Here is a 23,587-nt window from a genome sequence, read left to right as displayed (position 1 = left end):
TGCTTTAGCGCCGTCGATCACGTTTCTCATTCATCGAAGCGTGAACTTTGTGAGGGCCATCGCTTTTCTTAGCGCCGCAATTTGCGCATTTATCCTGCAGCTAATATTTATTAGCTAAATTTTATCAGTAAGAGGATGCGTAATGAAAGAGCAATGGAGCAGAGAACACGCCCAGGCGTGGTACCAGCAAAAAGGCTGGCTGTGCGGGTTTAACTATTTGCCGTCGACGGCGGTGAACTGGACGGACATCTGGCAGGAAGAGACCTTCGATGCCGGCACCATCGACCGCGAGCTGGGCTGGGCGGCGGACGCGGGCTATAACACTCTGCGCATCAACCTGCCGTTTATCGTCTGGGAGCACGACCGCGACGGGCTGATGGCGCGCATTGACCGGTTTTTGACGATTGCCGATAACCATGGCTTTAGCACCATGCTGACCCTGATGGACGACTGCGGCTTCTCCGGCGATGAGCCATACCTCGGCCCGCAAAAGCCGCCCGTACCGGGCAAGCACAACAGCCAGGCGGCGGCGAGCCCGGGGCGCGATAAAGTGTGCGATCGCGACTGCTGGCCGCAGATTGAGCGCTACATCCGTGACGTTGTGCGCCAGTTCCGCGAGGATAAGCGCGTATTGCTGTGGGATCTGTATAACGAGCCGGGCAACCGTGGCATTTTCGCGACGGGTACGCAAGAGGTGCTGTACGACGAGACGCTGGAGACCTGCGCCCACGAGCTGATGACGCTGGCATTCCGATGGGTACGTGAAGAAGATCCTGCTCAACCGCTCACCGTCTGCGCGTGGCGCCTGCCGGCGGAAGAGGAGGGCGAGACGTTTTATCAGCATCCGCTGGACCAGACCGCGCTGGAACTGTCGGATGTGGTGAGCTATCACGCCTACACCAACACCGGGCGTATGACGGCGATTATCCAGCAGCTTCAGGCGCTGGGCCGCCCGATCTTCTGCACCGAATGGCTGGCGCGCCATGTGGGCGGTACCATCGAAGAGCAGCTCCCGCTGATGTACATGGCGAAGGTCGCGCCGTATCAGTGGGGGCTGGTGCGCGGTAAAACCCAGACCTGGCTGCCGTGGCCGGTGGTGATGAAGACGTCTCCGGACTACTGCCGCATGTGGTTCCACGACGTGTTCGAAGAGAACGGCATTCCGTTCTCGCGCGCTGAAATCGCGCTGATGCAGAAGCTTCGCAGGATCGCCCCGAACGTGCAGGGCGAGTAATAACGACCCGGCGCGCAACCGCCGGGCAACCAGGTACGCACTATGGCAATGACAATGAAAATACCGTCTCGCGAGTTGTGGTCTTACTTTGGCTATGGTTTAGGTCAGTGTTTTAGCTTTGGTTTAGTGGGTTCGTTTATTAACTATTTTTATACCGATGTGCTGGGGATCTCGGCGCTCGCGGCGAGCACTATATTCCTGATTGCTCGCGCGTGGGATGCAGTTCACGACCCACTGTTTGCCAGCATCATGGACACTATTAACAGCCGGTTTGGCAAATTTCGTCACTTTTTACTGATTGCGCCGCTGCTGATCACCGGCGTCACCCTGATGGCGTTCTATAAAATCGAAGCGGACATGACCACCAAAATCCTCTACGCCGGGGTGACCTACATCCTGTGGGGGACGCTGTACGCCATCTCCGATATCCCGTTCTGGTCGATGTCGTCGGTAATGACCAACGACTCCGGCCAGCGCACCCGGGCGGTGACGGCGGCGATGCTCGGGGTGAACGCCGGGATCGCCTGCGCCAATATCTTCTTCCCGAAACTGGCGGCGTTTTTCGCCCAGCACAGCAGCGACAAAGGCTACTTTATGGCGGCGCTGGTAATGATGCTGGTGGGCCTGCCGCTGATGCTTAACGGCTTTATGCAGATTAAAGAGCGCGTGCCGCCGAGCCCGGAAAAGGTGACGATGCGCGACACCTTCCATAACCTGCGTCAGAACAAGCCGCTGTTTATCGTCCTGCTGTCGTTCTTTTTCTGCGTGTTCCATAACGTCGCGGGCGGTCTCTTTTATTGCGGTGTTTTGTAACCGTTTTATGCGATGATCATATTCGTCAACATCTTCTGGCGTAGTGTTTAGGCTCAGGGGCCTGAGATAATTGATTTGCGCAGGGCAAATATGCTGAATGTTTCCCGGTGAGAAAATTTTTACGCCAGTGATAATTTGTGTAAAAGCAGGAGCAATCAGTCATACGATGCGGCCAGTATTATGACCACCGCTAATACGAGAACTATAAATCCGTTTATACTCAGAAAATATTGTAAGCTAAATTCTTTCTCATGCGCGGTGTAAATTAAATAAGATAAGGCTGACGCCTGCTGGCGCGCAGCCCCGGGAATTTACAGCGACTTCACAAACCCCAGCAGATCTTCGTTGAGCTGATCCTGGTGGGTCAGCGCGAAGCCGTGCGGCGCGTTGTCGTACACCTTCAGCGTGGCGTTTTTAATCATCTCTGCCGCCACCTTGCCGGTGGTTTCAAACGGCACGATCTGGTCGTTGCTGCCGTGAATGACCAGCGTCGGCACGTCGATTTTCGCCATGTCCGGGCGGAAGTCGGTTTCAGCGAAGGCGGTCACGCAGTCGATGGTGCCTTTCAGTGAAGCCAGCAGGGCGATGTTCAGCGTCTGGGTCAGGGCGCCCGCAGAAACGGTCTGTCCGGCGTTGGTACCGTAGAACGGCGTCGCGAAGTCGCTGATAAACTGGGCGCGATCTTTACGCAAACCGTCGCGAATTCCATTAAATACGCCTTGATCCACACCCTGCGGGTAACTGTCGGATTGGCCAAAAATTGGCGTTACCGCCCCCAGCAGCGCCAGACCGGCCACGCGGGCGCTACCGTAGTTGTTGATGTAGCGCGTCACGTCGCCGCCACCCATGGAAAAGCCCACCAGCGTCACGTCGTGCAGATCCAGGATGGCGATCAGCTCGTTAATGTCTGAGGCAAAGGTGTCGTAATCGTAGCCGGTCCACGGCTGATCGGAACGGCCAAAGCCGCGACGGTCGAAGGCGATGGCGCGAAAGCCGCGCTCTGCCAGATAGTTTAGCTGGCTGTCCCACATGTCCGCATCCAGCGGCCAGCCGTGGCTGAAGAGAATCGGTTTGCCCGCGCCATAGTCTTTGTAATAAATCTGCGTGCCGTCTTTTGCCTTAAACGTTGCCATAGTGTGTACCTCGACAGGTGATTGTTATGTTTATACCGGCACGACCAGATAGCGAATGGCCGGTGATGTTGTGCCCTGATGAAACGCCAGAACGCGGCTTTGCAGCAGGAGGTCATTCATGGTGTGGCGTTCCTGCTGGCGAAGATGCTCAATCCAGGACCCCATCAGGAACGTCTCGATAAACAGACCTGGACGTTCGATATCTTCGTATATCGCCCAGCTCATCGCCCCGGCGCGACGCCGCACCCGGCGCAGTTCGTGCACGGCCTGCAAAAAGGGTTTTGTGTTTTGCAGGTCGATAATGTACTCATGCGAGACCAGCACCGGGCCACGCTCGTTGGGCAGATCAATCTCGCTGCCGTCCAGCGGTTGGCCGCTCAGGTCGAGATTTAAATCAGGATCTTTCTCCAGGGGCCAGACCAACGCGGTGGCGCTCGCCAGCACCATGCCAAGCGTAGCAACAACCAGCGAAGTCGGAGTGCCAAACTGCGAAGCAAGTTGCCCCCAGACGGCGCTGCCTGCGGTCATTGAACCGAAGAACACGGTCAGATACACCGCCAGCGCGCGGGCTTTAACCCAGCGTGCCGCACTGCGCTGGGCACCGAGGTTCAGGGTCGACAGCACCGCTATCCACGCGAAGCCGGTGAAGAACTCAAACAGGTTGAGCAGCCAGAAATGGCGCACGAACGCCAGCGCCAGCATAGCGATCGCAAACGTCAGGCTGGCGGCAACCATCAGCCGGTCGGCGTTCAGCCGCTGACGCAGGCGCGGCAGCAGGATCGCCCCGGTGATTGCGCCCAGGCCAATACACGCCAGCATCACGCCATAACCCGCCGGGCCTAGCCCCAGTTCGCGGCGGGCGACCAGCGGCAGTAAGGCCCAGCCCGCGCTGGCGAAGACAAAAAAGGCCAGGGTGCGGATCAGCACGTTGCGCAGCACCGGCGCGGCGTGAACGTAGCGAATGCCGGAGCGGACCGCAGAAAAGAAATGCTCTGGCGGCAGACGCTGCACCGACGGCGCCGGACGCCAGCGCCACAGTACCCACGCCACCCCCATCACCGACAGCGCGTTAAGGGCAAACACCATCCACGGCCCGGCCAGCGACAGCAAAAAGCCGCCCAGGGCAGGACCAATCGCCCGGCTGATGTTCACCCCCAGCGAGTTAAGCGCCACGGCGGCCCCCAGCTCCGGCTTGCTCACCAGATCCGGCACTATCGCCTGAAACGGCGGTGAACTCATGGCCGCACCCACGCTCAGCATAAACGTCGCCACCAGCAATACGGTGGGGGTAACATGGCCGGTAAAGGAGAGGACCGTGATCCCGGCGGCGGCAATAAACACCCACAGTTGGGAGAACAGCAGGTATTTACGGCGGTCGACGATATCGGCCATCACCCCGGACGGCAGGGCGAAGAGGAACATCGGCAGACTGCTTGCCGCCTGCACCAGCGCGATATCCAGCGGGTCGGCGCTGAGCGTTAGCATGCTCCAGTTTATGCCGACGTCGCTCATCCACGAGCCGACGTTCGAGACCACCGTGGCTATCCACAACATACGGAACACCGGCTGGCTCAGCGGCTGCCAGGATGAGACCGTCTGCGCGGGTATTGGCTCGATATGCGCATCATGAACGTCGTTAACCTGGGTCATGCGAACCTCTCCGCGACTTTACGTTCAAGGCTCCACTGGCCCGGACCGGTAATGGCAAGGGTGGTGAAGATGATCAGCAGCAGCCAGCCAAACTGCCCTTCGGCAATCGACCAGTTCGGGTGCACCGCTAGCATCGCCACCAGCAGCACGGCGATAATTGCCAGGCAGGCCAGGCGTGTGCTGACGCCGAGAATGATCAACAGCGGGCAGAGCACCTCGGCGACGATCGCCGGGATCAGGCTCATATATGGGCCGAAGCCAAACGGATCTTCGATGCGCGTCAGCTCTTCACTAAAGTGGAACACCTTTGGCAGCCCATGAACGTAGAGCAACAGCAGGCTACCGGTCAGGCGCAGGAACAATAGCCCCGAATTGATGCGCGGCGAAGCAACGGTATTTTTCATCAGAATGCAAAGCAGCTGCAGCCCAGCGCCCCCCAGAAAGCATTATCGTCCGATACCGGCATCTCAGAGGTGCGCGCAAAATCATGCTGATGGCGGTGTACGCCGCACGGGCCGCTGCAGTGGTGGAGGGCGTTGATGCCCACGCGTGCCGCCTGCGGTGGCGCGCTACGGTAGTGGCCTGGCACTTTTACCACTGGCGACCACTCGGGCAGTACCGGGATGGCAGGCGGTGCGATCGGGCCGAAAGTGCCAGCGGCATAGACGATATCGCCGTTAACCACGGTGAGGACGGACTCAATCCCTTTGATCTCTTCTTCCGGCACACGGAAGTAGTCTTTGCTGAGGACGGCCAGATCGGCAAGTTGCCCGGCTTTGATCTGCCCTTTTTTATTCTGCTCGCTGGAGAACCACGCGCTGCCCTGGGTCCAGAGCATCAGGGCGGTGTCGCGATCCAGACGGGCGCTGTGATCGTACATCTGCATGCCGCCGACGGTACGGCCAGAAACCAGCCAGTAGAGCGCCGTCCACGGGTTATAGCTCGCCACGCGGGTGGCGTCTGTCCCTAAGCCCACCGGCACGCCGGTCTCGAGCATTTTCGCCACCGGCGGGGTATGGCGGGTGGCGTCGATGCCGTAACGTTCGGCGAAATATTCGCCCTGGAAAGCCATGCGGTGCTGTACGGCAATGCCGCCGCCCAGCTCTTTGATGCGGTCGATGTTGGCCTGCGACACGGTTTCGGCATGGTCGAAGAACCAGTGCAGACCGTTGAACGGAATATCACGGTTAACTTTTTCGAACACGTCCAGCATGCGGCTGATAGATTCGTTATAGGTGGCGTGCAGGCGGAACGGCCAGCGGTGTTCAACCAGATGGCGCACCACGCGCTCCAGCTCATCTTCCATACCCGGCGCCAGATCCGGGCGCGGTTCGAGGAAATCTTCAAAATCCGCCGCGGAGAACACCAGCATCTCGCCCGCGCCGTTGTGGCGGAAAAAGTCGCTGCCCTGGCCTGGCGTGAGCATGTCGGTCCACTTCTCAAAGTCTTCCAGCTCGTGGCCCGGCCGCTGGGTAAACAGGTTGTAGGCGATGCGCAGGGTCATCTGCTTTTTCTCGTGCAGCTCGGCAATCACCTCGTAATCTTCGGGGTAGTTCTGGAAACCGCCGCCCGCGTCGATGGCGCTGGTCAGCCCCAGGCGGTTCAGCTCGCGCATAAACTGGCGTGTGGAGTTAACCTGCTGTTCCAGTGGCAGCGTCGGCCCTTTGGCCAGCGTGGCGTACAAAATCATGGCGTTCGGACGGGCAATCAGCATCCCGGTCGGGTTGCCGTTGGCATCGCGCTGGATCTCGCCGCCCGGCGGATTGGGCGTGTCTTTGGTATAGCCGACCATCTTCAGCGCCGCACGGTTGAGCAGGGCGCGGTCATACAGGTGCAGAATAAAGACCGGGGTGTCCGGTGCGGCGTCGTTGATCTCACTAAGTGTTGGCATACGGCGCTCGGCAAACTGGAATTCGCTCCAGCCGCCCACCACGCGTACCCACTGGGGCGATGGGGTACGCAGCGCCTGCTCTTTCAACATCCGCAGGGCATCCGCCAGCGAGGGTACACCTTCCCAGCGCAGTTCAAGGTTATAGTTCAGTCCGCCACGGATCAGGTGCAGGTGGGAATCGTTCAGGCCGGGAATGACGGTATGGCCTTTCAGATCAACCACTTTAGTGCCATCGCAGTGGTGTTGCATCACCTCGGCGACGCTACCGACTGCAAGAAATTTGCCATCGCGCACGGCCACAGCTTCCGCAAGCGGATTTTCGCGATCGACGGTGTGAAACTGGCCGTTAACCAGAATGAGACAGGCTTTACCGAGGGTAACCATAACTGCTCCAGACTAAGAGGGGAATGGTCAGGATTATGGGAACCGCTTTCGGGAAAGATCCAGTTATACAATAGGATAGGTATACCAAAGTATAGCTATACTAAAGTATACCTATACCTTAGGTTAACTATACGAAGAGATAATTACGCCGGGTTGACCAGGGGGCATAGGATGCTTGCGACTTTATCGCCGCGCGATTCGCGGCGGTGTTCATTCCTTTAACCTCACTGGATAATCCTATGACCACTTCAAAGCTCGAAGTCTTAACCCCTGCGAACTGTCAGATAATCTTTATCGACCACCAGCCACAGATGGCGTTTGGCGTGCAGTCTATTGACCGCCAGGTGCTGAAAAATAACACCGTGGCGCTGGCAAAGGCGGCGAAGGTGTTCAACATTCCGACCATCATCACCACCGTTGAGACCGAAAGCTTCTCCGGTAACACCTATCCAGAGCTGCTGGACGTGTTCCCGGGCCAGGACATCCTTGAGCGCACGTCGATGAACTCCTGGGATGACCAGAAGGTGCGTGATGCGCTGAAAGCGAACGGCAAGAAGAAAGTGGTGGTCGCGGGCCTGTGGACCGAAGTGTGCAACAACAGCTTTGCGCTGTGCGCAATGCTGGAAGGGGATTACGAGATCTATATGGTGGCGGATGCCTCCGGCGGCACCTCTAAAGAGGCTCACGATTTCGCGATGCAGCGCATGATTCAGGCGGGCGTGATCCCGGTAACCTGGCAGCAGGTAATGCTGGAGTGGCAGCGCGACTGGGCGCATAAAGAGACCTACACCGCGGTGATGGATATCGTGCGCGAGCACTCCGGCGCCTACGGTATGGGCGTGGATTATGCCTACACCATGGTGCACAAATCGCCGTCGCGCCAGAAGAGCGAACACCGTACCTTAGCGCCGGTTCCGGCCCGCTAAGTCCCGGCGGCGGGCGGGTTCCTCATCCAGCCTGCCGCTGACAGTTTTTCTGGAGCTGACAATGAGTACAGGGTTGATATCCCTTGCGGCAGGCGTGCTGATTGGCCTGCTGTATGCCGCGCTGAAGGTGCGCTCACCCGCGCCGCCCGCGCTGGCGCTGATGGGTCTGCTGGGTATGCTGGCGGGCGAGCAGGCGATGCGACATCTTTTATCCCGCGATACCCCCGCGCAGATGCAGGTTACGGCGCCTCACGTGCAGCATCAGGCAGGAGCATCATCATGAAGGCATGGATAATTTCGCTGGTGTGCGGCGTAATGGCTGGGGTAATTTACGCCCTGCTTAACGTCCATTCACCGGCACCGCCGGTGGTGGCCCTGCTTGGGTTGTTCGGCATGCTGGTGGGCGAACAACTGATCCCGGTGGGACGGCGCATCATCAGCCGCGAACCCTTTACGCTTGCCTGGTTTCGTCACGAATGTGTACCGAAAATCAGTGGCACTGCGCCCCCTGCGCCTGCGAAGGAAAGCCGCGACGCTTAATGATTTGTGTGAGGAAAGACAGCATGACGCTGGCGTGGCGTATTGCCATCATTGATGACGAACGTTCTGTGCGCAGTGGGTTAAGCAACCTGCTGCAGTCGGAAGGGTATGCGACCGATACCTTTGATTCGGCAGAGGTGTTTCTGAGCCATCCTCTTGCGCTGTCGGACGCCGCGCTGGTGATAACGGACATTAAGCTACGCGGTATGAGCGGGCTGGAGCTGTTCGAAAAGCTGCGGCTGTTGGCGCTGCCGCCTCCGCCCGTGCTTTTTATCTCCGGTCATGCTGATGAAAATATGCAGCGGTATGCTCTTAGTCTGGGCGCCGCTGCATTTTTGCGTAAGCCCATTAACATCGATATTCTGCTGGATCACATTCAGCGGGAGCTGGCCCGCCGACAATAAGGATCGCCGATGAATGAAAACGAGCTGCCTGCATTTTGGCCCGCCCAGGGGGATCTCCATGAAGGGCGGGCTTTTGTGCTGAAAGAGGATGTGATTTTTACCGTGCTGGCACAGGAAGGAGGGATCGCCTGGATGAACGCGCGGCATCCCCATTCCGGTGGCTCATTTATTATTGCCACCGCGGTCAGCGATGATGAAGAAGAACGGGCGACCCGCCTGCTCAAAAATGAATTCGCCTTGCGCGACCAGTTACAGGAGAGCTGGGCTATTCGCGCCGTTGCCTCTACGCAGTACCGGGGGCGTTTCGCGCTGGTCTATGCGCCGTTTGTGTTTGATTTACTGGCGCGCCGGGCGGGTAAGGCGATTTCGGGGATTACGCGGTTTATTGAGCTGGCTATTCGTATCTGCGCTCCTCTGCGCCAGATGCATCTGCAAAAGCTGATCCACGGCGATATCAAACCCGGCACTATCTTTGTTCATCACGACGCCACCTGTCGGTTGGGCAACTTTGGCCTCTCCAGCGGGAGGTCCGGGGCCGTTGACCCCGGTCGGCTTGTCGTTTCTGGCGGTACGCCCGCCTATATGTCGCCGGAGCATACCTCGCGTACCCAGCGTGCCGTGGATAGCCGCAGCGATCTCTATAGCCTTGGCATGGTGCTGTATGAACTGTTGACCGGACGCCTGCCGTTTGAGCTGGGCGCAGATGAGCAGATTAACTGGGCGCATTACCATATTGCCTCTGCGCCACTGGCCCCCGGCGTGGTGCGCCCGGACGTGCCGGGCATGCTGTCGACTATTATCCTCAAGCTGCTGGAGAAAAATCCTGAGCACCGTTATCAGACGGTCGACGGGCTGATTGCTGACCTTCGACGCTGCCAGGCGACGCTGACAGCCGAAGGTGGAATTGCTGATTTTACCCCCGGCCAGCAGGACCGGACCCCGGCCATTCATCTGAGGGACTCGCTGTTCGCCGCCCACCCGCAGGCAGGCGAGGTGATCGCCGCGTTCGGGCGGGTGGAGCGCAATATTGTCCCCGAACTGGTGTTGATCGGAGGACCGTCGGGGATAGGCAAGTCCTCGATCATCGCCACGGCGCTTAAAACACTGCAGCAGCGTAACGTGCTGCTGGCGGTGGGCAAAGTCGATCAGTTTTCCCCCTCGCTGCCTTACGGCGTTTTAAGCTCGGCGTTTCGCTCCCTGACGCTACATCTGCTGGGGCTGCCGACAGAAGAGGTTGCAACGTGGAAAATCCGCCTCTCGCGCGCCCTCGAAGGCTACGAAGAGCTGGCGGTGAGTCTGGTGCCCGAGCTGAGCCTGCTGCTTGAGAGTAAACCCCGCTTCTCGGCGGATACGTTTTCCATCGATGCCCGGGCGCGCTTCAGCCATATGGTGCTGGCGCTGGTTAAAACTTTCGCTTCACAGGGCTGCCCGCTGGTGTTACTGCTCGACGATCTCCAGTGGAGCGACGCTGCCAGCCTCCAGACGCTTAAGCACCTGCTGGTGACCTGTGGCGCCATTCCTCTGCTGGTGGTGGTGGCCCATCGCGATATCGGCTCGCTGTCCGATACCGTCTTACAAAACCAGCTGGAGAGCCTGGCGGAAAGCGCGCAGAACGTGGTTGGCATTACGCCGCAACCGCTGTCGGTTAAGGCGGTGGCGCGCTGGCTGGGCACGGTATTCCGCGCCCGTAGCGCGACGACGACTGATCTGGCGATACTTATTCATGAAAAGACCGGGGGGAACCCGCTTTTCGTGCATGAGTTTTTCCGCCGCATCGTGGATGACGGGCTGGTCATCCATAACAAATATCAGGATAGGTGGCAGTACGATCTGCAGGCCATCCGCGCCCGCCATTACACTGAAAACGTCGTTACGCTGGTGCTGGAACAGCTTGAAGAGATGCCCGAGGCGACGCGCCGCCTGCTGGGCAGTATTGCCTGTCTCGGTTGCACTGGCGAGCTGGAGATGCTGTGCCGCGTAGTAGGCATTTCGGTGGCGGAGATCCGCTATGCGCTTCACCCGGCGGTGGTGGCCCAGTTGATTGTGCTGACGGAAAAAGAGTACGCCTTTACCCACGACAGGGTTCAGGAAGCGGCTTTTGCTCTGCTGGATGACAGCGAGAAAAGCCATCTCCACCTGACAACCGCCAGCCTGCTGGCCGATACCGCGCGTCAGGCGGCGGGAAATGAGGTGCTGTTCCGGGCAGTGCATCACGTCACCGCCGCGCTGGACTGCATTCAGCCCGCGCCGCAGCGTCAGATGTTCCGCGAACTGAGCCTGCTGGCCGCGCGGCGCGCGAAGCGCACGGGTGATTACCCGTCGGCGCTGAGCTATATCCAGACGGCCAGAGCGCTGGGGAATGGCGGCATGGTCTCCGATTTTATGCTCGACAGTGAAGAGGCGGCGTGTGAATTCGCTCTGGGTCATCTGGAGCGCACCCGTGAGCTGTGCGATGCGATCCTCGGCTCACCGGGGGAGCTGACCGAAAAAGCGCGGGCCGCGAACCTGCTGGCGGAGGTCTATATGCGTCAGTCGGATACCCGCCTGGCGCTGGAGGCCGCACTCTGCTGGCTGGGCGTCTTTGGTATTCAGGTCAGCCGATACCCGACAAACGCCGAGTGTGATGAGGCCTGGCAGGCGTTCTGTCATCGCGTCGGCGATGCGCCGCATAACCCGTACGCTCAGCTCGCGCTAATGCAGCATGATGAAACCGAAGCGGTGATGAGTCTGCTCTACAGCGCCAGCATATTCGCCAGCTTCACCTGCCCGCGCCTGCACTTTTTGCTGCTCTGCCGCATGATGCATTTAACCCTCGATCGCGGGATCACCGGCGCATCTACCACGGCGATGGCCTGGTTTGGCGTATTGATTGGTCATCGCTACGGCGAGTACCGTCTCGGATTCCAGTACGGTACGTTGGCCCGCGATCTGGTGCAGCGCCACGGCTATGACGCCTTCGAGGCCAAAACGCTGCTGCCGCTCGATCAGCTTAGCGTCTGGACCCAGCCGCTGTCGTTCACCATCGAGTGTGCGAAATCGTGCTTTACCGCCGCGGTGACCCACGGCGATATGACTGTCGCCTGCTTTGCCGCCTGTCACCAGATTATTAACTTCCTCTCGCGCGGCGACCATCTTGACGGCGTACTGACCAGTATCGATCGCGGTCTGGCCTTTGTGCGCAAAATCCACTTCCAGGACGTGGAGTCGATCCTGATGGTCCAGCGCCATTACGTCGAGTTTTTGCGCACCCCGGTTAACGGCACATGGAGCGCATCGCTGATGCTGCCAGAGGCGCTACTGCCCGCGCCGCCAGAGCAGGCGCCGGAGCAGACTTCGACCATGCTTTTCTGGTACTGGCTGTATCGCGGCATGGCGCACTTTACCTGTGGGGAGTATGCCGACGCGCAGGCCGATCTGGAGATGGCGGGCTGGTACGCGTGGTCTGCACCGGGCCATATCCATCTGCTGGATTTTCATCTTTACAGCGCCCTGGCGCTTTCAAGGCAACTGACGCCGGATACCTTCTCGGCGGATTATCGTCGCAGCATTCATTACCACTATGACAAAATCGCCCTCTGGGCGCGCATTAATCCGGAAACGTTTGCCGATAAAGAGGCGCTGATCTATGCCGAAATTGTCCGGCTTGACGGGATGAACAGCATCGCCCTCGAGCAGTATGAGAAGGCGGTGCGGCTCTCAAGAGAGGGCGGATTTAACCCGATGAACGCATTGGCACATGAGCTGGCGGGCCGTTTTGCGCTGTCGAGCGGTTACCAGACCGCTGCGGATGCCCACTTCCGCGGCGCGATTGCCGCCTGGGGGCGCGCCGGGTCGCAGGCAAAAGTGCGCCAGATTGAACAGGATTTTCCGCACCTGCTGGCGTGCGGCCAGACCAGCGCTTATGACAGGGTCTCTTTCGCCCAGAACGCAGTAATCCGCGACCTGCAGAGCGTCATCAAAGCGTCGCGCGCGCTGTCTGAAGAAATTAACCTTGAGCGTTTAATTGAAAACCTGATGACGCTGCTGCTTGAGCGGGCCGGCGCGCAGCGCGGCTTGTTGCTTCGTGTAGGTGAGAACGCTGTTCCGGAGATTGAAGCCAGCGCGTGGACCGCTACCGACGGCGTGCGGGTTAAGATCCTCAAAGACGTTCCGGTGGCGACCGATATGCCCCTGTCTGTACTGGCCGCGGTGATCCGTACCGGCCAGGAGATCCGCACCGGCAAGCCGGCGGAGTTTCACCCCTTCAGCCAGGATCCGTATCTGGTTACCTCCGGGGCGGCGGTGATGTGCGTTCCGATGTTCAAGCAGGCGCGGCTGGTGGGGGTGCTGTATCTGGAAAACCGGCTGATGCCGGAAGTCTTTACCGCCGAGGATTCCCGGGTAGTGAGTCTGCTGGGCGCGCAGGCGGCGGTATCGCTGGAGACGGCGCGTCTGTACGCGGAACTGTTGGCGGAGAACATTCAGCGTCGACGCGTGGAAAAGGAGCTGCGATCGAGCCAGACCTCCCTGATGCTCGGCGAACAGATCAGCCATACCGGCAGTTGGCGCTGGGAGCTGGTGCAGGATCTGATGTTTATTTCCGAGGAATATGCCCGCATTCTTGGCCTGCCCGAGCAGCAAAAAATGATCTCCATGGCGGAGTTTCTCACCTTTGTGCATCAGGATGATTATGCGCGGATCAGCGCCCTCGTGACCCAAAGCGTGCGTGAAGGGCTGTCGATGCGCGCGGAATTTCGTGTCATCCGTGCCGATGGGTCGGTTCGCTATATCCACGGGATTGGCGATCCGGTGGGCGTCGGCAGTGAGGTGAATGAGTATTACGGCATTATCTCGGATATTACCAGCCAGCGGGCGGCGGAAGTTGCCATGCGGGTGGCGCAGGCCGACCTGGCACGCGTGTCGCGCGCCACCACGGTAGGGCAACTGACCTCGTCCATCGCCCATGAGATCAACCAGCCGCTGATGTCGATTGTTTCCAATGCCGGGGCGAGCTTGCGCTGGCTCAACCGGGAACCCGCCCGGCTGGATAAGGTGCGGGAAGGGCTGGAGGAGATCGCCGCCGAAGGGGCGCGGGCAGGGGAGATCATCCGCAGCATTCAGTCCCTGACGCGCAAGCAGGATCCCACTTTCTCGCGGATCGATCTGCACTACCTGATCCACCACATCATTGCCCTTTCGCGCAGCGAACTGGAGCAGCGCCAAATAAGCGTGGATTATCTGCTGCAGGCTGAGGACTGCATTATCATCGGCGATAGCGTACAGATCCAGCAGGTGCTACTCAATCTGGTGATGAATGCGGTGGAGGCGATGGCCGAGAGTAAAGATCGCGCCAGCATCATTACCCTCACTACCCGCAATACCGACGGGAAGGTGAGCGTCGAGATTGCCGATACCGGCAGCGGCATTGACGCCGGGCTTACCGAGCGCATTTTTGACTCCTTCTATTCTACCAAGGCGCAGGGAATGGGGATGGGGCTGACCATCAGCGCCAGTATTATTGAACGCCACCGGGGGAAGCTGAGCGCGCATCGCCGGGAGCCGCATGGCACGGTGTTTACCTTTGCGTTGCCCCTGGCCGGAAAAGAGGTGTAGGGTTATTCCGCTGGCAGGCTTTTGCTCAGGCGCTCAACGGCCCGGGCCAGCTCCGCCACGGAGCGCACCTGCATTTTGTCCATCACGCGGCGGCGATGCACTTTAACCGTTATTTCGCTGACGCCCAGTTCGGCGGCGATCTGCTTGTTCAGCAGGCCGTTTATCGCCAGCTGCAGCACTTCCTGTTCGCGCGGGGTCAGGGACAGGTGGCGTTGTTTCAGGGCGTAGTGCTCCCTGAACTGAGCGGCATTGCTTTGCGCCAGCTTTAACGCCGATTCAATGGCGTCAATTAACGCCCCGGATTCAACGGGTTTGGTGAGGAATTCGTAGGCGCCGCCCTTGATGGCCCGCACCGACATGGGGATCGTACCATGGCCGGTGAGAAAGATAATCGGTATCTCACGTCCGCTGGCCTTGAGGGCATCCGCTACCTCAAAGCCGGAGATAGCAGGCATTTGCATATCGAGGATCACGCAGGAGGGGAGCTCCTCAAAATGATGTTTCAGGAACGTTTCTGCTGAAGAAAACCCGATGGCGTTTAAGCCTGCAGATTCCAGTAGCCCGGTAACAGACTGTCTGACTGCGTCATCGTCATCAACCACATAAACAATGTGTTCCATTCACCGCCCCGGGTGTCATCAGTGTAAAAAATCGAGAATGAAAACAGCCGCGTAAAGAAGCCTAAGGGACTGTTTGCACTGCGCATTCATATTAACACATTAATTATCATTATCATTTACCAATATGAAAATGATATTAAAGTGTAATGATAATGTAGCTGTTTGGTTAGGGGTGAAACGTTGTTTTCATGCACCCAGACGCTCAACCCGATTTCCGTCCGGGTCGGCTATCGCCGCTTCGTTTGCCGCGCAGGATGTTCGCATTGTACGCGCGTGAGGACTTTGAGGGGTAAAACAGGCTACACTCTGGTTTTGAGCGCCATATGCTGAGGAAACATTAATGCCATACACACTGAAAAGCAGCGACGATAAAGAGAAAGCGGAAGGGAAGAACGACGCGGGCGCGCTGCAGCAAAAACTGCTGGAGTCCCGTTCAATTGTGATCTCTGGCGAGATAAACCAGGCGCTGGCTGAGAAAGTCATGACTCAACTTATCCTGCTGCAAAGCGTGAGTAACGACCCGATTAAGCTGTACATCAACAGCCAGGGCGGCCACGTCGAAGCGGGCGATACCATTCACGATTTCATTAAGTTCATCCGTCCGGATGTTCACGTGATCGGCACCGGCTGGGTGGCGAGCGCCGGGATCACCATCTTCCTGGCGGCAAAAAAAGAGCACCGCTACTCCCTGCCGAATACCCGCTTCATGATCCACCAGCCTTTGGGCGGCGTACGCGGTCAGGCGACGGATATTGAAATTGAAGCACGCGAAATCATCCGCATGCTGGATCGCGTGAACAAGCTTATCGCTGACGCCACCGGCCAGCCGCTGGAAAAAGTGAAAAAAGATACCGACCGTAACTTCTGGATGTCTCCGGCGGAAGCGCTGGACTACGGCATTGTCGGTAAAATGATCCACCATTATGACGATTTGAAGCTGGATTAAGCGTTAGCGCCGCGTCTGCGTCGGGTGGCGGTTTCGCCTTGCCCGACCTACGCGCCCTCGTTTGACGCACGACAAGTTCCCCCTCCGCCTTCTCCCCTATAATCGCGCCTGTTTACCCTTTCACTGGTGCTAACCATGGCGTATCAACTGAATCTGAACTGGCCGGAATTTCTTGAAAAATACTGGCAAAAACAACCCGTTGTGCTTAAAAAAGCCTTCCCGAATTTTGTCGATCCGATCACTGCCGATGAGCTTGCCGGTCTGGCGATGGAGCCAGAGGTCGATAGCCGTCTGGTGAGCCAATCCAATGGCAAATGGCAGGCCAGCAATGGTCCGTTTGAGCACTTCGATAACCTCGGTGAGACCGGCTGGTCGCTGCTGGCGCAGGCGGTAAACCACTGGCATATGCCTGCGGCGGAGCTGGTGCGCCCGTTTCGTGCGCTGCCGGACTGGCGTCTTGATGACCTGATGATCTCCTTCTCCGTCCCGGGCGGCGGCGTGGGTCCACATATCGACCAGTATGATGTCTTTATTATTCAGGGGATGGGGCGCCGCCGCTGGCGGGTGGGCGATAAGCTGCCGGTGCGTCAGTTTTGCCCGCACCCCGCGCTGCTGCATGTCGATCCCTTTGAGCCAATCATTGACGAAGATCTGGCCCCGGGCGATGTCCTCTATATTCCGCCAGGATTCCCGCATGACGGCTTCACCCACGAAAACGCGATGAACTATTCCGTCGGTTTTCGTGGGCCAAACGGCCGCGATCTGATCAGCAGCTTTGCGGATTACGCCCTGGAAAACGATCTGGGCGGCGAGCATTACAGCGACCCGGATCTGACCTGCCGTGAGCATCCCGGGCGCGTGGAGCAATACGAACTCGAACGCGTTCGTAAGATGATGATCGAGATGATCAATAAACCTGAAGATCTCACTAAATGGTTCGGTAGCTTCATTTCCACGCCGCGTCATGAGCTGGATATTGCCGCCGCCGAGCCGCCATACGCGCCTGAAGAGGTGCTGGACGCGTTGCAGGGGGGGGAAACCTTGTCTCGCCTGAGCGGCCTGCGGGTGCTGAATATCAATGGCAACATCTTCATCAATAGCGAACAGCTTGAAACGGTAGAGCCATTGGCCGCGGATGTGCTGTGCCGCTATACCGAGCTTGGTCAGGCAGAGCTTGGGGACGCGCTAAATAACCCGGCGTTTGTAGAAGAACTTACCGGGCTGGTTAACCAGGGATACTGGTTCTTCGACGAGTGACAAAGGGCGGCGCTTAGTCTTGCTAAACGCCGCGTTGTTTAGACCAGCAAATTACAGGCTTTCCAGTAATTCAGAAGCCGTTCATCATCGCGCTCTTTTTCCGCTTTGATTTTCATCGCCTGGGCCAGATTTTCTCGTGACACTTCATGGCCTTTCTGCACGATGTCTAATACCGCTTCCCCAAGTGCCAGTGAAATCTCTGTACGATTTGATTGCATCGTCATTAATATCTCCTCGGTTGGTTGCGTTAGGTAAAGTATGTGAGAGAAATAATCTGCCGTTATTAATTCATCTTATTCTTAACGTTAATTCACTCGTAAATAGTCGCAGATCTCTATTGTGTCAATGTTGTTTCAAAATGCTAATATGCGCCAGCGATCCGGATTTATACGCTACAGTTAATTCCGTGCAACAGCCAAATAACCGAAACAGGAGAATTAACATGGTAAATAAAAGCGAGATTAAGGATCACACTCAGGTTGTCGCGAGCTGCGGTACTCACGTCGGCGTCGTCGATCATCTGGATGGCGAGCGTATCAAACTGGCGAAAAGCGATCCGGAATCCGGCGGTAAGCACCATTATATTCCTCTTAGCTGGGTCGATAAAGTCGAGGATAATAAAGTTATCCTGACTAAAAACCATGAAGAAACGTTTGCCGGGTGGGAAGAAGCGTAACTCTATTTCCCCCGATGAAATGGTTTTTTATGGCCCCGGTTTCGACCGGGGCTTAATGCTGTTTAAGGGAAGATTGCTGCCGACATAAATAAATGGTACTGTTTTCGCTCATGTTATCTGATGCAGGCCTCGGTATTATGCTCCAGAGTAAAAACAGGTCGGCAAAACGCATTTACTTCGTTGAGGATTTTCACGGCTTCGGCGAGCGCTACGGCATTGAGTATCGTTTCCCGCAGCTTCAGGATGCGCGGGCCTCCGCAAGCCCGGTCCTGCATGGCGATGTAGAAGAGATGATGCTCTCGTCAGGGATCGCCTTGACCCACTCGGATGTCCGCGTTTTACAACCCTACGAAACCACGTCCCGCCATAACAGCCCGCTCTATATGCTGGTAGTGCTCGACGGATGCGTGACGCTCAGCCTGAACGGGCATGAATACAGGGTGGGAGCTGGTATGGCATTCAGCTCCCGGCTGAGCGAGGAGCAGGTGATGAGTGCGCATCATGACGCCGACAGTATCCTGAAGACGCTCTCGTTTGGCGTCTATCCTGGAGAGAGTAGACGTGAGTGTTTACTGGAATCAGTGCTGCTGGAGTGGCAAAACCTTAGCGCGCCGACCTTTGTCTGGCACGTTCCCGGGTTTGTGCTGACCGGCATCCAGCATGCCCAGCAGGACGGGCTGAGCGCGGTATCCCGCAAGCTGTTGCTGGAGGGGCTAATGTACCAGCTGCTGGGGCACGGGCTGAATCAGCGCATGCAAAACGGCCCGAACCGACCCGAGCATACGCGGCTGGAACGCGTGCGTAGCCTGCTGGAACAGGCGCCGGAGCAGAACCATACCCTCACTCAACTGGCCGCGCTCGCGGCAATGAGCCAGAGCAGCCTGCGCAGTAAGTTTCGCCAGCGTTACGGTTGCGCGCTGTTTGATTATCTGCGTGATTGCCGCCTGGCCCTGGCGCGTCGTTATCTGCTGGAAGGCTTTAGCGTGCAGCAGACGGCGTGGATGTGCGGGTATCAGCATGCCACGAACTTCTCGACCGCGTTTCGCCGCCACTACGGTATTTCACCGGGCGATGTGCGTAAAACGCGCTAACGCCTTTTCCTCTTTTCTGCGAACGCAACCCGTGCGGTTTGTCATCACCCATACGTAACCTGGCGGCGCGCATAGCCGTTTACGCCCCCAAAAAGGTAATAATTCTTATTAACAATAAGAAATATCTTTGGAGAGGGTTATGTTTGCTAAATCGCGTCTGGCACTGCTGGTAGGCTGGGTCACCGGGAGCGTCGCTTTTCCTTTGTTGGCGCAGGATGGCCAAAAAACGGATACCCTGGTGGTCACCTCGCAGATGCAGTCTGCCGCCACCAAGATTGAAACGCCGGATAGTGAAACCCCGCAGGCGGTCTCTATCGTGACCCGCGAGCAGTTCGAGGAGCAGGGCGCAACCAGCGTGCGTCAGGCGGTGAGCTACACGCCGGGGGTCTACAGTAACCAGATTGGCGCCTCAAACCGCTTTGATTACATTGTGCTGCGCGGCTTTTCCGACGGCAGCCTGGATAACATCTATCTCGATGGCCTGAAGATGATGGGAGACACTAACTCCCACAGTTCGCTGGTGGTTGATCCCTGGTTTTTGGACAGTATTGAAGTCGTTCGCGGCCCGGCCTCCGTATTGTACGGACGCTCCTCGCCTGGAGGGATTGTGGCCCTCACATCGCGTAAACCGTCGTTTGACCGGGGCGGAGAGATTAAGCTGTTCGCCGGTAACAATAACCAGCGCGGCGCGATGTTCGACGTCACCGGCCCGCTCGACGCTAACGACCGCGTGGCGGTGCGCCTTAGCGGGATGACCCGTTACGCTGATTCCCAGTTCGATCCGCTCAAAGAAGAACGTTACGCGCTGATGCCGAGCCTGACCTGGCGCATCACGGATAATACGCGTCTGGAGGTGATGGCTTACCTGCACCGCGACCCGAAAGGCGGTAGCCACTCGGGCCTGCCGTATGAGGGCACCGTCGTACCGCGCTATGGCAACAAAATCGCCAACACCTTCTTTGAAGGCGAGGATGATTACGATAAGTACGATCGCCGGGAAAATATGGTCGGCTACAACGTTGAACATCTGTTCGATAGCGGCTGGTCGGTGCGCCAGAAGCTACGTTACCTGCACACGAAAGTGGAGCTGAACCAGGTGTATGCCGCAGGCTGGCTCAACGACACCGAGCTGAACCGCGGCTATTCCGGCTCCGATGAGAAGATGAATGCCATTACCCTCGATAACCAGCTCGACGGCAGCGTTGATACCTGGGCCGTGAACCACCGGTTGCTGATCGGTATGGATTATCAGGATCGCACCAACAACGTTACCGGCTATTATGGCGGCTTCCCGGCGATTGACGCGTTCCATCCGGTTTACGGCGCCCCACCGGACTACATCACCCAGTACAGCCGGGAAAAACATAAGCTGCGCCAGACGGGTTACTATCTGCAGGACCAAATGTCCTTTGACCGCTGGCGTCTGACGCTCGGTGGCCGTTACGATAGGGTGAGCGTCTCGAATGTTGACAACTTTAATCATACCCGTAGCGATCTGGATAAGAGCAACTTCAGCAGCCGTGCGGCCTTGCTGTATCTGTTTGATAACGGCGTGGCGCCGTACGTGAGCTACTCCACGGCCTTTACGCCTACCAGCTTTGCCGACGAGCAGGGCAACATCCTTGATCCGATGAAGGGCAAGCAGTGGGAGGCGGGCGTGAAATATGAACCGGAGGGGATGAACAGCCAGTTCAGCGCCTCGGTATTCCGTATTAACCAGAAGAATATCGCCACCAAAGAAGAGCCGACCGATCCGTACCGTTCGATCGGTGAAATCGAGTCTGAAGGGGTTGAGCTGGAGGCGATTGGTCAGTTGACCGACAGCCTGCGCATGCAGGCGGCGTACACGTACACCGATATTCGCTACAAGAAGAGCAGCCCGGAGGAGCAGGGCAAGCGCGCCGTCTATGCGCCGCGTAATATGGCCAGCGCCTGGCTAAGTTACGACGTCAAAACCGGCCCGCTGGACGGCCTGACCGTGGGCTCTGGCGTGCGCTATGTGAACGGCGTTACCAGCGATCGACAGAACACCCACACGCTGCCGTCTTACACGCTGGTGGATATGGCGGTGGGTTATGACCTGTCGAAGGTGGGGCTGAAGGGCGTGAGTGCGCAGGTGAACGTCAATAACCTGACCGATAAAAGCTACGTGGCGGCGTGTAATTCGCTCTCTTACTGCTATTTCGGGGCGGAGCGCAGCATCCTGGGCAGTGTTTCCTGGTCATTCTAAGAGCATCATTTTGCCGGGCCAGGCGTAGCTGCCACCCGGCTCAGCCTTAGCGCAAAATCTCAAGCGTCTGCTGCTTCGGCCTTTCCAGCAAATCCAGCACCTGCTGGTAGGTCTGCACGTTGTTATAGCCCATCACCAGCCCGTATCGTTTATCCGAGCCGCAATACCACTCTGACAGCGCGTTCACCTGTAGCTGTTGCCCCTGCCAGCAATGGGCGATCTCGCGATCGCAACTGCCTTTCGCCAGAAACGCCACGATATGCATTCCGCCATCGTTTTGCCCGGTGAAGAACAGATCGCCATACACCGCCTTAAGCGCGCCGATCGTCCAGTCACGGCGGATTTGATAAAGGGCGCGCATTTTCTTGAGATGGCGAAAAAAATGGCCCTCGTTCAGAAATGCCGTGAGGATCTTTTGCGTCAGCACCGGCTGGCCGCTGGTAACGATGTCCGCGCAGTCGGTAAACGCCTCAACGGTGCAGGCGGGCATTACTACGTAGCCTATGCGTAGCGAGGGCATGATGGTTTTACTGAAGGTGCCCATAAAGATCACCCGGTCGTGCCGATCGAGGCTTTTCAGCGACGGGAGCACTTTACGGGTGTAATGAAATTCGCCGTCGTAATCATCTTCGATGATCCAGGCGTCATTCTCGCTCGCCCAGTCCAGAAGCTGCTGTTTGCGCGGCAGGGTGAGCGTGACCGCCAGCGGGCTTTGGTGCGACGGGGTGACGAGGGCAAAGCGCGCATCGCGATGATGACGCAGCAGATAGTCGGTATCGATTCCGAAACGATCGACGGGAACGGTGTGTAACCGTGGCACAATCCGCTTGAGCAACTGCTGGCCCATAAAATAGCCCGGATCTTCAAACACCACTTTATCGCTGCGGCTGGCAAGCGTGTCGAAGATCAGGCGCAGGCTGCCGCTGTAGCCGCTGGTGATCAGCACCTGCTCAGCGCTGCAGGCGAGGCCGCGGGAGATATTAAGATAGCGGGCGATGGCCTCGCGCAGTGGAAACCAGCCCAGCACCGGCGGGTTCAGCATCTCCTCCTGGCGCATCGATCGCGTCGCCTGGCCTGCCAGCAGTAGCCATTTTTTGTAGGGGAAACTGTCCAGGGCCGGAATGCCCGGGCGTAAAAATCCGGCCCGCTCGCGCTGGCTTATCAGCGAGGCTGGCAGCACCCCGGTGGGCTGTGGTGCTGGCGCGCTTTTCGCCGTCAGCAACAGATCCGGGTTCACCCGCGTGCCGCGTGCGCCCTGGCTGACCAGATATCCTTCGCCCGTCAGGATGGCATATGCCGTTTCGACGGTTTTGCGCGCCACCTTCAGCTCTTCGGCCAGCACGCGGATGGCAGGGACTTTGTCGCCAGGCTTAAGTACGCCGCGCGTGATGTTGTCCCGATATCGGGTGTAGATTTGGTGATAGCCAGGCTTCATGTCCTATCTCATTTCACGCTTTTTGTATCTTTTTACTATGTCATATTGCCGCTACCTTTACCTCATCGCATGATATCTACCGCATACAAAAGAGGCACGACAATGAGCACACGCGTAAACCACCACAAAGCGACACCTGCCCTCGCCAAAGCGCTTTCAGACCTGAGCATGGCGGTGGCGAAAACCTCCATCGACCCGGCGCTGAAGCACCTGATCGACATTCGCGTTTCGCAGCTGAATGGCTGTACTTTCTGCCTGGATATGCATTCGAAAGAGGCCAAAATTGCCGGAGAACGCGAGCTGCGCCTCTATCATCTGGCGGCATGGCGCGAATCTCAACTGTTTAGCGCCCGTGAAAAAGCAGCGCTGGCCTTTAGCGAAGCGCTGACGCAAATTGGCGCGCACGGGGTGAGCGATGCGCTGTACCGCAGCGTGGCGGAGCATTTCTCAGACGTAGAGATTTCGGAGCTGAATTTCGCCATCGTAGCGATCAACGCCTGGAACCGGCTGGGGATCACCTCGCGCATGGAGCCTGGCTCGCTGGATGTGGCTTACGGGCTGAACAAGGCTAACCTGGAATAGTTCCGCGCTTTACGGGCCGGATAAGCGTAGCGCCATCCGGCTTACGACATGTCTTTTTTCACCGAAGCCGCAAGCTAAGCGGACTTGAGTCAACGTTTTCTATTCAGACTATCCGTGATCTTTTGCAATTCCTGCTCTTTCGTTCCTCGTTTCTTGATACTTACCCTGATAACTATTATTGTA

The 23,587-nt window shown here is 57.9% G+C and carries 19 protein-coding genes and 1 pseudogene; 13 read left to right on the top strand and 7 right to left on the bottom strand.

Annotation, left to right across the window (positions count from 1 at the left end):
• Positions 1–142: 142 nt before the first annotated feature.
• On the top strand, positions 143–1,234 hold the full coding sequence (locus NL510_RS20260) for a cellulase family glycosylhydrolase (protein ID WP_253379756.1): 1,092 nt from the start codon (positions 143–145) through the stop codon (positions 1,232–1,234).
• Positions 1,235–1,276: 42 nt separating this feature from the next.
• Positions 1,277–2,029 (top strand): annotated as a pseudogene (locus NL510_RS20255) (MFS transporter); the annotation flags it as partial.
• 329 nt (positions 2,030–2,358) lie between these two features.
• On the opposite strand, the gene NL510_RS20250 reads toward NL510_RS20255, so the two are convergent.
• From NL510_RS20250 to NL510_RS20235, 4 genes are read right to left on the bottom strand one after another with little or no spacing between them, the layout of a single operon-like run.
• Positions 2,359–3,180: an alpha/beta fold hydrolase gene (locus tag NL510_RS20250; RefSeq protein ID WP_253379754.1), complete on the bottom strand. Its 822-nt coding sequence runs from the start codon at positions 3,178–3,180 to the stop codon at positions 2,359–2,361.
• A gap of 30 nt (positions 3,181–3,210) precedes the next feature.
• Positions 3,211–4,830 (bottom strand): MFS transporter, encoded by a 1,620-nt coding sequence (locus NL510_RS20245; protein WP_253379752.1) that lies wholly within the window; start codon positions 4,828–4,830, stop codon positions 3,211–3,213.
• Positions 4,827–5,234, bottom strand: coding sequence for a DoxX family protein (locus NL510_RS20240; protein ID WP_253379750.1), 408 nt, complete (start codon positions 5,232–5,234; stop codon positions 4,827–4,829). Before NL510_RS20240 ends, NL510_RS20245 begins: the two co-directional genes overlap by 4 nt.
• Positions 5,234–7,105, bottom strand: coding sequence for an amidohydrolase (locus NL510_RS20235; RefSeq protein WP_253379748.1), 1,872 nt, complete (start codon positions 7,103–7,105; stop codon positions 5,234–5,236). The genes NL510_RS20240 and NL510_RS20235 overlap by 1 nt, the downstream gene beginning before the upstream one ends.
• A gap of 239 nt (positions 7,106–7,344) precedes the next feature.
• Here NL510_RS20235 and NL510_RS20230 point away from each other — a divergent pair, with 239 nt between their 5' ends.
• The 5 genes from NL510_RS20230 (at position 7,345) to NL510_RS20210 (ending at position 14,567) form a co-directional block, all read left to right on the top strand.
• The gene (locus tag NL510_RS20230) at positions 7,345–8,031 is read left to right on the top strand and encodes a hydrolase (protein ID WP_253379746.1); all 687 of its coding nucleotides are present in this window, start codon (positions 7,345–7,347) and stop codon (positions 8,029–8,031) included.
• 61 nt (positions 8,032–8,092) lie between these two features.
• Positions 8,093–8,314, top strand: a complete 222-nt coding sequence (locus NL510_RS20225) for a XapX domain-containing protein (protein WP_253379744.1) — start codon at positions 8,093–8,095, stop codon at positions 8,312–8,314.
• Positions 8,311–8,571 carry a XapX domain-containing protein gene (locus tag NL510_RS20220; protein WP_253379742.1) on the top strand — a complete coding sequence of 87 codons (261 nt, stop codon included), beginning with the start codon at positions 8,311–8,313 and terminating at the stop codon, positions 8,569–8,571. The genes NL510_RS20225 and NL510_RS20220 overlap by 4 nt, the downstream gene beginning before the upstream one ends.
• A gap of 23 nt (positions 8,572–8,594) precedes the next feature.
• Entirely contained in the window at positions 8,595–8,975 is a 381-nt protein-coding gene (locus tag NL510_RS20215) for a response regulator (protein WP_253379734.1), read from the top strand.
• Positions 8,976–8,984: 9 nt separating this feature from the next.
• The gene (locus NL510_RS20210) at positions 8,985–14,567 is read left to right on the top strand and encodes an ATP-binding sensor histidine kinase (RefSeq protein WP_253379732.1); all 5,583 of its coding nucleotides are present in this window, start codon (positions 8,985–8,987) and stop codon (positions 14,565–14,567) included.
• Between the two features lie 2 nt (positions 14,568–14,569).
• On the opposite strand, the gene NL510_RS20205 is transcribed toward NL510_RS20210, so the two are convergent.
• The gene (locus tag NL510_RS20205) at positions 14,570–15,187 is read right to left on the bottom strand and encodes a response regulator transcription factor (protein ID WP_253379730.1); all 618 of its coding nucleotides are present in this window, start codon (positions 15,185–15,187) and stop codon (positions 14,570–14,572) included.
• A 340-nt stretch (positions 15,188–15,527) separates the two neighbouring features.
• Between NL510_RS20205 and NL510_RS20200 the strand changes: the two genes are divergently transcribed.
• Together NL510_RS20200 and NL510_RS20195 are read left to right on the top strand one after the other, a co-directional pair.
• Entirely contained in the window at positions 15,528–16,133 is a 606-nt protein-coding gene (locus NL510_RS20200; protein ID WP_253379728.1) for an ATP-dependent Clp protease proteolytic subunit, read from the top strand.
• Positions 16,134–16,268: 135 nt separating this feature from the next.
• On the top strand, positions 16,269–17,390 hold the full coding sequence (locus tag NL510_RS20195) for a ribosomal protein uL16 3-hydroxylase (RefSeq protein WP_253379726.1): 1,122 nt from the start codon (positions 16,269–16,271) through the stop codon (positions 17,388–17,390).
• A 38-nt stretch (positions 17,391–17,428) separates the two neighbouring features.
• On the opposite strand, the gene NL510_RS20190 is transcribed toward NL510_RS20195, so the two are convergent.
• Positions 17,429–17,614, bottom strand: coding sequence for a DUF2767 domain-containing protein (locus NL510_RS20190; protein WP_253379724.1), 186 nt, complete (start codon positions 17,612–17,614; stop codon positions 17,429–17,431).
• A 218-nt stretch (positions 17,615–17,832) separates the two neighbouring features.
• On the opposite strand from NL510_RS20190, the gene NL510_RS20185 reads away from it, so the two are divergent.
• The 3 genes from NL510_RS20185 (at position 17,833) to foxA (ending at position 21,387) form a co-directional block, all read left to right on the top strand.
• On the top strand, positions 17,833–18,066 hold the full coding sequence (locus tag NL510_RS20185; protein ID WP_253379722.1) for a DUF2171 domain-containing protein: 234 nt from the start codon (positions 17,833–17,835) through the stop codon (positions 18,064–18,066).
• Positions 18,067–18,203: 137 nt separating this feature from the next.
• On the top strand, positions 18,204–19,157 hold the full coding sequence (locus tag NL510_RS20180; RefSeq protein WP_253379720.1) for a helix-turn-helix transcriptional regulator: 954 nt from the start codon (positions 18,204–18,206) through the stop codon (positions 19,155–19,157).
• A gap of 121 nt (positions 19,158–19,278) precedes the next feature.
• Complete coding sequence (gene foxA, locus NL510_RS20175; RefSeq protein WP_253385038.1) at positions 19,279–21,387, top strand: ferrioxamine B receptor FoxA; 2,109 nt, start codon at positions 19,279–19,281, stop codon at positions 21,385–21,387.
• A 46-nt stretch (positions 21,388–21,433) separates the two neighbouring features.
• On the opposite strand, the gene pdxR is transcribed toward foxA, so the two are convergent.
• Entirely contained in the window at positions 21,434–22,822 is a 1,389-nt protein-coding gene (pdxR, locus tag NL510_RS20170; protein ID WP_253379718.1) for a MocR-like pyridoxine biosynthesis transcription factor PdxR, read from the bottom strand.
• 102 nt (positions 22,823–22,924) lie between these two features.
• Between pdxR and NL510_RS20165 the strand changes: the two genes are divergently transcribed.
• Positions 22,925–23,404, top strand: a complete 480-nt coding sequence (locus NL510_RS20165; protein ID WP_253379716.1) for a carboxymuconolactone decarboxylase family protein — start codon at positions 22,925–22,927, stop codon at positions 23,402–23,404.
• The last annotated feature ends 183 nt before the right edge of the window (positions 23,405–23,587 follow it).

It is taken from the genome of unidentified bacterial endosymbiont (genome assembly GCF_918797525.1).
GTDB lineage: Bacteria > Pseudomonadota > Gammaproteobacteria > Enterobacterales > Enterobacteriaceae > Enterobacter.
Note: the sequence above shows the minus strand (reverse complement) of the source record. Positions and strands in the feature narration are given on the sequence as shown.